14 protein-coding genes are annotated in these 13193 nt (G+C 44.9%); 4 read left to right on the forward strand and 10 right to left on the reverse strand.

What is annotated here, in order from left to right; translation table 11 throughout:
• Nucleotides 1–9 precede the first annotated feature (9 nt).
• From ACP7BU_RS07045 to ACP7BU_RS07055, 3 genes are all read right to left on the reverse strand, one after another.
• Nucleotides 10–777, reverse strand: a complete 768-nt coding sequence (locus ACP7BU_RS07045; RefSeq protein ID WP_005103036.1) for a hypothetical protein — start codon at nt 775–777, stop codon at nt 10–12.
• 192 nt (nt 778–969) lie between these two features.
• On the reverse strand, nt 970–1836 hold the full coding sequence (purU, locus tag ACP7BU_RS07050) for a formyltetrahydrofolate deformylase (protein ID WP_004647410.1): 867 nt from the start codon (nt 1834–1836) through the stop codon (nt 970–972).
• Between the two features lie 48 nt (nt 1837–1884).
• A complete protein-coding gene (locus ACP7BU_RS07055) occupies nt 1885–2616 on the reverse strand; it encodes a TetR/AcrR family transcriptional regulator (protein WP_180082934.1) in 732 nt (243 codons plus the stop codon).
• Between the two features lie 115 nt (nt 2617–2731).
• Between ACP7BU_RS07055 and ACP7BU_RS07060 the strand changes: the two genes are divergently transcribed.
• The 4 genes from ACP7BU_RS07060 (at nt 2732) to ACP7BU_RS07075 (ending at nt 6601) form a co-directional block, all read left to right on the forward strand.
• Nucleotides 2732–4180 (forward strand): coniferyl aldehyde dehydrogenase, encoded by a 1449-nt coding sequence (locus ACP7BU_RS07060; protein ID WP_425879117.1) that lies wholly within the window; start codon nt 2732–2734, stop codon nt 4178–4180.
• Between the two features lie 165 nt (nt 4181–4345).
• On the forward strand, nt 4346–4582 hold the full coding sequence (rpmB, locus tag ACP7BU_RS07065) for a 50S ribosomal protein L28 (RefSeq protein WP_000048256.1): 237 nt from the start codon (nt 4346–4348) through the stop codon (nt 4580–4582).
• A 12-nt stretch (nt 4583–4594) separates the two neighbouring features.
• On the forward strand, nt 4595–4750 hold the full coding sequence (gene rpmG, locus ACP7BU_RS07070) for a 50S ribosomal protein L33 (RefSeq protein ID WP_001205031.1): 156 nt from the start codon (nt 4595–4597) through the stop codon (nt 4748–4750).
• Nucleotides 4751–4885: 135 nt separating this feature from the next.
• Nucleotides 4886–6601: a cation:proton antiporter gene (locus tag ACP7BU_RS07075; RefSeq protein WP_336754564.1), complete on the forward strand. Its 1716-nt coding sequence runs from the start codon at nt 4886–4888 to the stop codon at nt 6599–6601.
• 259 nt (nt 6602–6860) lie between these two features.
• Here the strand turns inward: ACP7BU_RS07075 and ACP7BU_RS07080 are convergent, their stop codons facing one another.
• The 7 genes from ACP7BU_RS07080 to ACP7BU_RS07110 form a co-directional block, all read right to left on the reverse strand.
• Nucleotides 6861–7139 carry a hypothetical protein gene (locus tag ACP7BU_RS07080; RefSeq protein ID WP_004278462.1) on the reverse strand — a complete coding sequence of 93 codons (279 nt, stop codon included), beginning with the start codon at nt 7137–7139 and terminating at the stop codon, nt 6861–6863.
• A 105-nt stretch (nt 7140–7244) separates the two neighbouring features.
• Entirely contained in the window at nt 7245–7748 is a 504-nt protein-coding gene (locus tag ACP7BU_RS07085; RefSeq protein WP_004278463.1) for a DUF6586 family protein, read from the reverse strand.
• Between the two features lie 194 nt (nt 7749–7942).
• The gene (locus ACP7BU_RS07090; RefSeq protein ID WP_004729489.1) at nt 7943–8194 is read right to left on the reverse strand and encodes an RNA recognition motif domain-containing protein; all 252 of its coding nucleotides are present in this window, start codon (nt 8192–8194) and stop codon (nt 7943–7945) included.
• An 83-nt stretch (nt 8195–8277) separates the two neighbouring features.
• Nucleotides 8278–10266 (reverse strand): ATP-dependent helicase, encoded by a 1989-nt coding sequence (locus ACP7BU_RS07095; RefSeq protein ID WP_336754563.1) that lies wholly within the window; start codon nt 10264–10266, stop codon nt 8278–8280.
• 160 nt (nt 10267–10426) lie between these two features.
• Nucleotides 10427–11557, reverse strand: coding sequence for a glycerate kinase (locus ACP7BU_RS07100; RefSeq protein WP_425879107.1), 1131 nt, complete (start codon nt 11555–11557; stop codon nt 10427–10429).
• A gap of 65 nt (nt 11558–11622) precedes the next feature.
• A complete protein-coding gene (locus tag ACP7BU_RS07105) occupies nt 11623–12378 on the reverse strand; it encodes a hypothetical protein (RefSeq protein WP_004647401.1) in 756 nt (251 codons plus the stop codon).
• Between the two features lie 5 nt (nt 12379–12383).
• The gene (locus ACP7BU_RS07110; protein WP_034439084.1) at nt 12384–13187 is read right to left on the reverse strand and encodes an NYN domain-containing protein; all 804 of its coding nucleotides are present in this window, start codon (nt 13185–13187) and stop codon (nt 12384–12386) included.
• Nucleotides 13188–13193: the final 6 nt, after the last annotated feature.

The following is a 13193-nucleotide window of genomic DNA, read 5'->3' on the forward strand; positions in this document are numbered from 1 at the left end:
GGTGAGCCGTTATTTAACCTGAAAATCGAAAGGCTGTTCCACGCGTGTTGGATAAGCCACACCATTTTCAACATATTTGGTGAGTTGTGCACGACGTACCGCTGCTTCTACTTTGCGCGTTACCGCCGGGCTACAACTTGAATTTCGTGCAGTCGCAGAGACCACTTTACCCTGCTCATTCGCTGAAACATCTACTACCAGTGAACAGGCTGATTTTAATTCACCTGCAGAGAGTGAGACTTTTGGTGAACGCTGCCAGGACACGCCCCCACCAATTGATACACTTTTCGGGGATGGCGGCGCAGCAGGTGCTGGCGGTGCCACAGGTGCAGGTGGCACGACTGGAGCAGGTGCCGGTTTAACTTTAGTTTCAGTGACCACTGTCGGTACAACCGGACTTGGGGTTGGTTTTGCTTCAACTGGCGGTGCTTTAACCACTTTTGGCGCTTCAGCCTTTTTCACCTGCTCGATTTTTTCTACTTTTTTCGGTGGTGGTGGCAGCGGTTTATCGACAATTTTGACTTCTTTCGGCTTAGGCGGCTCTTTTTGTGGCTCGGCCTTCGGCTTTGGCGGTAAAGGTTTTGGCGCTTCCTGGAGTTTTACAAAGCGCACTTTTAAGGGTTGCTTATCAATGGGTGTCAGCTCAGGTGCTTTCATCTGGCTGATCGCATATAACACACCCACATGCCCAACCAGTACAGCCGCCACGATAGAGATGACTTTCTTTTTCATCTGATTCGGCGGTGTAGGCATTTGGGGCGCAGCAACTTGACTCATTAAATCTATTACCTTGAGGAGATGATGTGGAACAAACTATCAAGCTCATCGGTTAGCACAATTAAAGTATGCCAATAATAAATGAGAAGTGTTTTCATTTGCAACCGCTAATCCTACCTTTGACTGACTTTTTTTGCATCAAAACAAAAAAGGCACACTAAAAGTATGCCTTTTTAAAACTCAATGCAAGTCTTATTGGAACACGACAGTCTTGTTGCCATCGACAATAATACGGTCTTCCAAATGCCATTTTACCGCACGGGCCAATACATTACGTTCCACGTCCTGACCGAGTTCACGTAACTGCTCAACAGTAAAGTCATGGTTCACGCGCTCCACATCCTGCTCAATAATCGGACCTTGATCCAGATCAGCAGTCACATAGTGCGCAGTTGCACCGATCAGCTTCACGCCTTTTTCATAGGCCTGTTTGTACGGATTGGCACCTACAAAAGCCGGCAGGAAAGAATGGTGAATGTTGATCACTTTCATTTCCCACTTGCTGACAAATTCTTCATCCAGAATCTGCATATAACGCGCCAGCACCAACAGGTCATTGCCCTGCATCAACTGGTCGATTTCTGCATAAGCTTCAGGTTTGTTGTCTTTGGTCACCGGCACAACTTCGAATGGAATGCCAAAATTTTCAACTGCTTCGCGTAAAGTCTCGTGATTCGATACTACTTTGGTAATTTCACAAGGCAGACCACCACGCGCATGACGCCATAACAGCTCAAGCAAGGCATGATCGACTTTAGACACCAGAATACCGACTTTTTTCACATCACTGACCAGAGCCAGACGCCATTGCATGCCATAGCGTTCTGCCACATTCGCTGCAAAAGTCTGGATAATACTTTCTTTACGACTTTGAAGATTATCGAGTTCAAATTCAACGCGCATGAAGTAACGTCCGCCCTGCGCTGCTGTCGCATATTGGTCAAGCGCAGTAATGTTGGCACCTTGATGATACAAGAAGCTCGAAACAGCCTGCACGATGCCCGGCTTGTCTTCACAAGTAATCAATAAACGTGCGGTGTTAGCAGTCGTCATATTCATGTTGGTTTAAGTCACTAATCAGTTAAATTAAAAAATAAGCCGAGTATTCTAGCGCGTTTCTTGGATATTCTGAATAGTTTGTTCAGATTCAGAGTCTTTAGACGACGACAGGCTGGCAAAAAGTTCCGAAGAGCCCAAACTATTCAATAAACCTTCATAGGTTTGACGACTTTCACCACGTAAATACGCCCCTTCCAGGAATACCATCTGGCGCAGTGCCTGCCAAACCCATTTTTCTTCCAGGGTATTGGAATCGGTCAGATGACCTGACATATACAGGAAATTGGTCCAGTTGGTCAGCACAATCCACAGGTTAATAATCAGTGCTTCAATCTCTGAATCGGTCATGTCCATCAGGCCTGCATTAACAAAGCCTTTATAGATTTTCTGGCCCTGCTGCATCACCTGACCGGCAAAGCGTGGATACATCTTGCGAAAATCTTCGTTATTTTCTACCAGATGATAGACATCACGATGCAGGAAACGGTAAGCCCATAACTGGCTGCTCAGTACCTGAAAATAATGCACCTTGTCATTGGCATCCAGCGCACGGTCATCCGGCAGCGCCAGCATTTCCAGGGTCTGGTGCTGGTACTGTTCCATCAATTCTTTAATAATTTCATTTTTATTGCGGAAATGATAATACAGGTTACCCGGGCTCATGCCGAGTTCAGCCGCAATGTGATTGGTGGTTACCGATCGTTCGCCACGCTCGTTAAACAGCTGCAAACTGAGCTGCAAGATACGCTCTTTAGTTTTTAAGGTTTTGGTTTGGGACATCCTAAAATAACCATTCAGTTCATGCATTAGCAGGCTAACACACAAAGTCACTTGACTAATTAGAGTATTTGCTCTAAAAATTAATTAATCGATTTTTGAATAATGGTAGTGCGGCATGAACAGTCACACAAAAACAACATCAATGACACCACATTTTTTTGATAGCCAATATCTGAATGAAGTCTTGGCGCAACAAAAACACGCTTACTTACACTACCCTCTGCCGACTGCAAAGGAACGTATCGATCGTTTAGCTCGACTTAAGCGTATCTTAGTTAAGTATCAAGATCAATTTGCTGATGCAATTAATCAGGACTATGGTAACCGCTCAATCGGGGAAACCAAGATTGGTGAACTGCTCACCTGTCTGGAACATATCAAATATTATAGCAAAAACCTGACCCGGTGGATGAAACCTTCCAAGCGTCATGTGGGCATTATTCATCAGCCGGCTAAAGCCTGGGTACAATATCAGCCTTTGGGTGTGGTCGGGATTATCGCACCGTGGAATTATCCGCTGTTGTTGTCGATTGGCCCCCTGATTTGCGCACTGGCGTCCGGCAACCATGCCATGATCAAAATTTCTAGTGCATCCGCTGCTTTTGGTGAAGTTCTGGAAAAGGCTCTGGCTGAAGCCTTCCCTAAAGAATTGGTCGCTGTGGTGAATGGTGGTGGTGTGATTTCAGATGCTTTCTGTCGTTTGCCTTTCGATAAACTGATTTTCACTGGCTCAACTGCAGTCGGTAAAACCGTCATGGCAGCCGCTGCCGAAAATCTGGTTCCGGTGATTCTGGAACTGGGCGGTAAATCGCCGGTACTGGTACATCCATCGATTGATCTGCGTGATGTCGCGCAGCGGATTGCCGTGGGCAAACTCTGGAATGCCGGTCAGACCTGTGTCGCCCCAGATTATATGTTCTTGCCTCGTGGCAAGACGGCTGAGTTCATTGATCACTTTAAAGCCTGTGTCGAAAGCATGTATCCGGATATCACCCATAATCAGGATTACACCTCGATTATCAATGATAAGCAGTATAATCGTCTGCAAGGTTATCTGGATGATGCACGCGAACAGGGTGCGCAAGTCATTGAAATTAATCCGCGCAGTGAAAACTCGGCTGATCTGCGCAAGATTGCACCGACCATCGTGACCAATGTCACCCCGATAATGCAGATCATGCAGCATGAAATCTTTGGTCCGCTGTTACCGATCATGGAATATGATCAAATTGACGATGTCATCGACTTTATTAATAGCCGTCCACGCCCACTTGCTTTATACTACTTCGACTTTGATCAGGCGCGTGCCGATTATGTCGCACAGCGTACCCATTCAGGGCATTTCGGGCAAAATACGGTACTGACCCATGTTGCGCAGGACGATCTACCATTTGGGGGTGTCGGTGCATCAGGTATGGGTAAATACCATGGCCCAGAAGGCTTCTTCAGTTTGTCGCATGAACGCTCAGTAATGTCGAATCCAAAGCTGTATAGCTTGAAATACATTCTGCCACCGTTCAATAAACCGATTCACAAGCTGATTTCGAAGACACTTCTCCGCTAAATGATCAAGGCATGAGCTATCGATATAGTTCGTGCCGCGTTTTGACGAAAATCGCTTGTCTTTTAAGCGCATTTTTGATATAAAACGCCCCTTGAATGATTTCAATCCGTTTATTTTTGACTGGCCATACAGATTTGCTGTTGGCTAAATCAATGGAGTTACACCATGTCTAAGGTTTGCCAAGTTACCGGCAAGCGTCCAGTCGTTGGTAACAACGTCTCACACGCCAACAACAAAACTAAGCGCCGGTTCGAGCCGAACCTGCATCACCACCGTTTCTGGTTAGAAAGCGAAAAACGTTTTGTACGTCTTCGTTTAACCACTAAAGGTATGCGTATTATCGACAAATTGGGCATTGAAAAGGTTGTTGCTGACCTACGTGCTCAAGGTCAAAAGATCTAAGGAGTCTGAACCATGCGTGATAAAATTCGCTTAGTTTCTTCAGCTGGTACAGGTTATTTCTATACCACGACTAAGAACAAACGTACTATGCCGGAAAAAATGGAAATCAAAAAATTTGATCCAAAAATCCGTCAACACGTAATCTTCAAAGAAGCTAAAATCAAATAATTTTAGTTTCTTTAAAAAAACGACCTTTGCGGGTCGTTTTTTTTTGCACTTTTTTTATCCGGCTTGATAAACTTTCTGCATGTTTTGGCACTTTTTGTGCTTATTTCCCAGCAAACCTAGCTAAAGGAGTATTTAGTGCCACATGACGTAGAGCTCATTATATTACTGGCTGTTGGTTTTGGCTTAGCTTTGGTCTTTGGCTATCTCGCTGCACGGCTACGTCTTCCCCCTTTGATCGGCTATCTCATTGCCGGCATTCTGATTAGCCCCCACACGCCCGGTGTGGTCGGTGATATTCATCTGGCCAACCAGTTGGCAGAGTTAGGCGTCATGTTCCTGATGTTTGGTGTCGGGATGCATTTTTCCCTGAACGATCTGATGCAGGTACGCCGGATTGCCCTGCCTGGTGCGATTTTACAGATTGCGGTTGCCACCTTGCTCGGGGTCGGAGTTTCGATGCTGTGGGGCTGGAGCTTTGGCTCAGCGCTGGTCTTCGGCCTAAGCTTGTCCTGTGCCAGTACCGTGGTGCTACTCAAAGCGCTTGGTGATCGCGGCCTGCTCGATTCGATCAATGGCCGGATTGCCGTTGGCTGGTTGCTGGTCGAAGATCTGGTCATGGTCTTGGCGCTGGTACTGTTACCTGCCACTGCGGTGCTTTTAGGTGGGCAAGCGCTGGAAGGCGCAAGCGATGAGAATATCTGGCTCACCTTAGGGATTACCCTGCTCAAAGTCGCAGGCTTTATTGCCTTCATGCTGATTATTGGTAAACGCCTGATTCCGATGATCATACAGGTGGTGGCACGTCTCGGTTCACGTGAGCTGTTTACCTTAACCGTGGTGGCTGCTGCTGTTTCGATTGCCTTTGGTGCCTATAAAGTCTTTGGCGTGTCGATGGCACTGGGTGCTTTCTTTGCCGGAATGGTGGTGAAAGAGTCCGATTTTAGTCATCGTGCCGAAGAAGAAACCTTGCCACTGCGTGAAATTTTCTCGATTTTATTCTTTGTTTCCGTCGGCATGCTGTTTGATCCGCGCATTTTGCTGGAACAGCCTTTACATGTACTGGCCGTGGTCGGGATTATCATGATTGGCAAGACTATTGCCGCCATGGCACTGGTGCTGTTCTTTCGCTATCCGATCAATACCGCCTTAACCGTCGGTGCTTCTCTGGCACAGATTGGTGAGTTCTCCTTTATTTTGGCTGCACTCGGTGTTTCACTCAACCTGCTTTCGCTGGAAGGTCAAAACCTGATTCTGGCAGGTGCCTTGATTTCGATTACCCTCAATTCCTTTATCTTTTCCGCAATTGAGCCAGTACAGAAATGGATTCGGGAACGCTCGACCCTGGCACGTTTACTGGAACGCAGTGGTGACCCTCTGGCAATGTTACCCGATGAAGTCTCACAGGATTACCTGCGCGATCAGGTGGTGATTATTGGCCATGGTGAGGTCGGTCGTCGCATTACCCGCTCATTGATGGAAGAAAACATCAAGGTGGTCATTGCCGAAGAAAACCGTGACATCGTCGAAAATCTGCGTGAAAAAGGTATTGCTGCGGTGTCTGGTGTTGCTACTGAAGCCGGGGTCCTGATTCAGGCACATATTCAGCATGCGCGCTTACTGGTCATTTCCCCTATGGATATCATCGATATTCATAAAATTGTCGACATTGCCAAGACCTTGAATCCACAAATTCAGGTACTGGTCTGTGCAGAAAGCAAGGAAGAAGCTGAAGCCATTCGTCGGGATAATATCGGTGCGGTTTATTATGCCAAAGAAGAAATGGCAAAAAATATGAGCAATCATATTTTGAACCAGATTGAGATCGCGCATCAGCATACGCCTTCTCATTAAAGTTTTTCTTTTAATCAACACCAAATAAAAAAGTTGTCGGATCTGGCAACTTTTTTATGGACATCAATATATCTCCGAGCCTAAGATTTTATTAACTCAATGGCTTCAGACTGCTCATGACCCAAATTTTAAAATAATGATTTTTCATCTTCATTTTAAATGAACGTCTTTGTGATACTTAAAATCTGCCTAATTTAATAACCTATAAAACTCAAAAAGCACACCAATAGTAGTGTGCTTTCTAAATAAATTTCAACGATTAACTCATATACTTTGGTTCTTCATCCACAACTTCAGCCTGCCACTCATTGACCTGCTGTTCCAGCAAACCATAGAGTGCTGCCTGAATCATCTGTTGCGCAATCACGGGGGTCTGCTCTCCAAGTAGAGCTTTCACCTCATCATTAAATTGAATCATGACCAAAGGCTGTTTATGTGAGCCTGCATTGCGTAGAGCCAACGCGCCACCTTCAAGTTGAACGAGTTCTAAAATCGCGTCTTGATTACCAAATAAATCTTTCAACTGTTCTATAGACATATATCCTCCATGTTCAACATGGTGGCAAAGCACCGGGTGCACTTTGCATCATTAGAGTAATTGATATAGGGTTAAAAATTGCATTTTCAAGTACAGCCGATCCGATTAAAATTCAATCATCTCATTACGAAAACCATCAATTAATTGGGTCAGGTCACGATGCCACTCTCTCAATATAGCAGTATCAGGTAACCATGCTTGTGGAGACTGTGTGACTTTAATGATGAGATTTGAGGAGGTTTCGTCTTCAGGTTCTGGGGTACTTGGTTCGGGCGCATACTGGCACAGACGGTAAGCGCGTTTCAGTTCAGCAATGAAACCACTCTTGGATAAATGTTGCAGCACCGCCACTTCTGGCGAAATTTGGCCTTTGGCCGCCATCAATTCTTCGATCGATTTTAAGGTTGGATGAGGATCATTCAGGCGATAGTAACGCACCAGTTCCTGTAAAAATGCTAACAAAGCACCATGCAAATGAAACACAGTTGCTTCACGTTGTGCCTGAGCCTGTTGTACATGTTCGGTTTGCTCTGCTTGCTGGCAGGATAGACGGGCAAAATACAGTTTTTGATTGGTACGGTCCGCATGATAGCGAGCAACACGGGTCATCGAGATTTCCTAAGGTTTAAAACAAATTTTGGCTTTTATAAAGTAAAAGGTTCGCCTGCATTTCGCAATCAAAAGATGTTCGGACTGAATCAATCCAGCACTGAAATTCAGAGCATTGAACTCACTAATTAAGTACGGCGATACTAAATTGTAGCCATAAAAAAAGGAGCCTATCAAGTGCTCCTTTTTTGAGTTTAAGCCTGAGGCTTGTCTTCTGCGGCTTTCACGCGGATGCCATGTCCGTGTAGGCGTAAAGTGTTCAGGCCTTTAATGGCTTTGACTGCTTCACGGCCATGCGGCATTTCTACAAAAGCAAAACCTTTTGATTTGCCTGTTGCTGCATCAAGCACCAAAGTACAGGTCTCCACTGTGCCATATTCCTGGAACAGTTTCAGTAATTCGGCTTCTGTGACCGTACGTTCTAAATTACGAACTAAAATTTTCATCTTACAACCTTAAGAAGATAGGCAAAAAATATCAAAAAGCACGCGCCTACTCTACTTTTTGCATGAAACAACTTTGCCATAGTTTAATCGAGATCAATCCCAAAATCTAAATTAATCGACTTGCGTTCAATCAAGGCACTTTTTACCGTTTGCTGCCGGGTCTTGTAATGGGTTTCTGTGGTGCATAAATGCCGGGTGAGATCATTCAGGAAATAGCTTTCGACTTTACGCCCCTGCTCATCGACCGTTTCCCGCGCCCAATGATTCAGGTTCTGTTTGGTCAGAATCAATTCATTTTTTGCCCGGGTCAACGCCACATATAGCACACGACGTTCTTCTTCGACATCATCAAAGTCACCCTGAGCACGTGCATGCGGGTAATTGCCTGGCGTGACATTGGCCACATAACAAACATTTTGTTCGGTGCCTTTGGCCGAGTGAATGGTAATCAAGGTCACCACATCATGGTCCGACTGGCGTTCAATTTCCGAGATTGACACCGGATCCAGTACATATTCCTCTAAAAACTCACTCAGCTGCGAATGCTTGGAGGCCAGCTGTTTGACCAGTTCAAAATCACTCTGGCGACGTGGCCAATCCTTTTTATAGTTTTCCGCCAACTGCGATTCAATCGCCTGAATCGCAAGACCGACACAGGCTTGCACTTCGCCTTTGAGCACACTCATCTGCTGCATGATCAGAATGGTTTCTAATGGTATCTTGCCAAATTTTTCCAAATTATCTGCAATAGCTTCCATTTCCGGTTCAGCCAATAACTGCTGCGATAGCTTACTGGCACCCACATCACCAACACCATTCCACAGGGTCAAGAAACGCATCCAGGCGATATCATCCAGCGGATTGGCGACTACGCGCAGCATGCTGAGCAAATCTTTGACATGCGCCGTTTCCAGCAGCTTCATGCCACCAATAAAGCGATACGGCACATTAGCCGCGATACAGGCTGCCTCAATATGCCGTGCGGCAAAACTGGAACGAACCAGCACCATATGCTCGCCCCACTTACTACCTTGCAGATAATGACGCTCTTTAATATCAATCGCGATCCATTTGGCTTCATCAAACTCATTCGGGAAAATATGCATGCGCGGCTTTACACCTTCTCCGCGATACGCTTCCAGACGTTTGTCATATTTGATTTCAGACTGATCGAGCAGCCAGTTGGACAGATCCAGAATTTCCTGGGTCGAGCGGTAGTTTTTTTCTAATTTAAAAATCTGCGCATCTGGCACACGTTCTTTGAAATGGTGAATATTTTCAAAGTCTGCACCACGAAAGCCATAAATCGACTGCGCATCATCACCGACACAGAACAGGCTGATCCGGTCTTTCAGTGGCTCCAGCAAAGCCCATTGCAATGGATTGGTATCCTGCATTTCATCGACCAGCATATGCCGACAGATTGAAGCGACATAGTCGACCAGACCTTCGGACTGTGCCAGCGCCGTAGCTACTACCGCCAGAATATCGTCATAATCCAGAAAACTTCGCGCTTGCTTACGTGCTTCATATTCTTTCATAATTTCGGCAATCTGGTCCTTTAAGGCCAGATATTCCGGCATCTGTTTTTCCAGCGCCAGACTGAGCTTTTGCCGGGTATTCCTTGCAAAAGAATACAAATCACATAATTCCTGAGGCTTCGGCAGATGATTGGGATTTTTCTTGTCATCACGGCCGCGAATCAAACGAAACATCATCAACTGATCATCACGATCAATAATCGAAAACTGTTCCAGACCAAAAGCTTTCGGAATACGGCGCAGCAGATACATACAGAAGGTATGAAAGGTCGAGGCCCGCAGTCCCTTGGCTTGTTCACCCAGTGCAAGTTCGACACGCGCCACAATTTCACTGGCTGCACGGCGGGTAAAGGTCAGAATTTGAATCTGGTTGGCAGGCACACCCTGCTCAATCAAGTAAGCTGCGCGTGCCACGATAGTCTTGGTTTTGCCACAACCTGCCCCGGCCAGCACCAAACTGTGTTTTGCTTCTGTGGTCGCTGCTTGCTTTTGTTGGGGGTTTAATTCATCAATCAGGGTGGCTAAACTCATTTTCACTCATCATTTTGTGGATGTATGTAGTTTAACAGATCGCTTCCAGAATTATGTCTTTTCAGTTGTCCTGAAACTGTCTCCAATTTTATTTCCTGATTTGATATTAGCTAACGACAGGGCGTGCTGGATTACAGGAGAGAGAAATACTTTCACTCTGTCAAAAGATTTTAACTATCTCAACGACAGCTTTCTCCAAGTTCATTTCTGCATTATTTAAGGCTTCCTCTAAAGGACAATCTGGCGGATTAATCCCAACAATCTGGCTAAATCCTGACTCAAACAAATCCTCAATCCCTTCACCGACTAGACCCGCAAAAGCAATCACCGGTTTATTGAAGTGTTTTGCAACCTGCGCCACACCAAATGGCGTTTTGCCAAATTTGGTTTGAAAATCAATTTTACCTTCCCCGGTAAACACATGATCTGCTTGCGCTATTTTCTCGTTGAGTTGAACCTGTTCAATCATCAGCTCTACACCTGATCGAATGGAAGCAGCAGTGAATGCCATTAAACCAAAACCCAATCCACCGGCAGCGCCCGCACCTGCAACATGACGATGATCATGGCCAATCTGCCCAGCGACTACATCGGCGAAATGACAGAGGTTTTGATCCAACTGCTTGACCATTTCAGGCGTTGCACCTTTTTGTGGTCCAAAGATTATCGATGCACCATTTGGTCCACACAGTGGATTGTTGACATCCGATGCAATGATTATTTCAGTATCTGCTAAACGTGGATCAAGTTCGGATAAATCCATTGATTTGACCAGATCTAAGTTTCCACCACAGACCTGAATTGACTCACTCTTATAATTTAGAAACCGCACACCCAGTGCTTGCGCCATACCAGCACCTGCATCATTGGTAATACTGCCACCGAGCCCAATGATGATTTTTTTCACACTCAAGTCCAATGCCTGTTTGATCATTTCTCCTGTACCATAGGTCGAAGTGAGCATCGGATTACGCTGTGAAGGCTTCAATAAATGAATGCCATTAGCCTTGGCCATTTCAATCACAGCAGTTTGACCTGCATCAATCAAACCCCAATAGGTCTGAATACGTTGCTCAGGCAGTGGTCCGGTCACTTCACATGCAATACTTTCCCCCTTCAAGCTTGAAATCAGTGCATCGACCGTGCCTTCACCGCCATCAGCCATTGGCACATGAATAATATTGGCATCCGGAATGACGTTCTGAATACCGCGTTGCATGGCCTGACAAGCCTGCGCAGCAGACATGCTTTCTTTAAACGAGTCAGGAGCAAGCACAAAGGTGAGCGGCATGGTGTGATCTTTTATCCACAAATGAAGTCTAAATTGTGGATAAATCCAGCACTATCCACAAGTCTTTATTTCCAGCCCAGTTCAATTGCAGTTATCTCATTAATCAAGGTTTGATTTAAAGATTCTGGCATTTTACTGGTGGTTTGAGACAGTGGAATATGTCCTGCCATCAGCTCCGCCTTGGTTTGCGGAAATAAGGGTTGCTGATCTGGAAATGCATAACCCAGCGGATAAATCGGTTGACCTGTCGCTAAATCATATTTATCCGAAGCGCCAAAGGCATGCAGCAATTCATGCACCAATACAATTTTATTCTGTTCAGTTTGTTGTTTGGATGCAAATAGATTTATCGAACCAATCCGGCCTTTTTGCAAAGCAGTGGAATGTTTCAATTGCTTGGTCTGCACAGGATCATAGTAATTTAAAAATAAAGTCACATTAGCTGAAGGGTCTGAACTCTGTCGCTGTTTCCAGGCATAGAACCGGAATTTTAAACTCCATAAAACCGTATCGATGAGCGAGTCTTGCTCAGGGACTTTGGGTGGTAGAACTTGAAGCTCACGGCCTAAATTAAAATAAAAATAAGTCGGCTGTCCACGATACTGCTGAGCTGCTTTTTCCAGATATTCCCGTGCTCCATTCAGGTCCTGAGCTGACAGTTGCTGGATATATTGCTGTGTGGTCGGTAATCCATCGGCATTAATCGGATGCAGCAACACAATAATCGGCTTTGACCAGTTCTGGTTTTGATCACGATAGGCATTGACCGCGACAATCAATAAGATGATTAATAAAATCAGAATCCGAATCTTTTTCCACATATCGATTACACACTCTGCTTTTTCATTTTTCTTAAATACATCTGACTCATTTCTATTTTTGTTTCAAATAAATTTAAAGTTTTTATTAATCCTGACAATTTGGCTCTACCATAGTTACGAGAGTCAAAATCAGGCTTTACTGCACTGATATACTGCCCGACCATCCCTAAATTCGCCCATCCATTATCATCGGCATTATCTTTTACAGCTTTATAAATTAAGTTAAGCGTAGCTCGATCCATCCCTTCAGGTAACTGAATTTCCTTTTGCGCAGATATAGTTTTTTGTCCATTAGTCTTGATAATCTCCGAAACTTTTTTATCTATTGATCCTGTTTCTTCACCATCCTCATTATTTTTAATTTCACTATCTACAAGTAAGTTTTCGATATAAATGAACTTGTCACAGGCTTTCTTAAATGCTTCAGGCGTAGCTTTTTTGCCAAAGCCATACACTGTTAGACCATTTTCACGAATACGTGAAGCTAAGGGCGTGAAATCGCTATCGCTGGATACGATACAAAATCCATCTAATGCACCTGCATAAAGTAAATCCATAGCATCAATGATCAGGATCATATCCGTCGCATCTTTACCCTTGGTATAAGCGAATTGTTGTACCGGAGTGATGGCATGAGGAAGGAGTACATCTCGCCATTTCTTTAACGTTTCGCTGCTCCAGTCCCCATACACACGTTTGACACTGGCAATTCCATATTTCGCAACTTCCTCCAATACCGATGAAATCGCGTTGATAGAAGAATTATCCGCATCGATTAATACAGCGAACTTTTTTGTCTGAATATCCACATCCAC

This window comes from Acinetobacter sp. 40AMC3-4, from assembly GCF_049898185.1.
In the GTDB taxonomy this organism is placed as follows: Bacteria; Pseudomonadota; Gammaproteobacteria; order Pseudomonadales; family Moraxellaceae; genus Acinetobacter.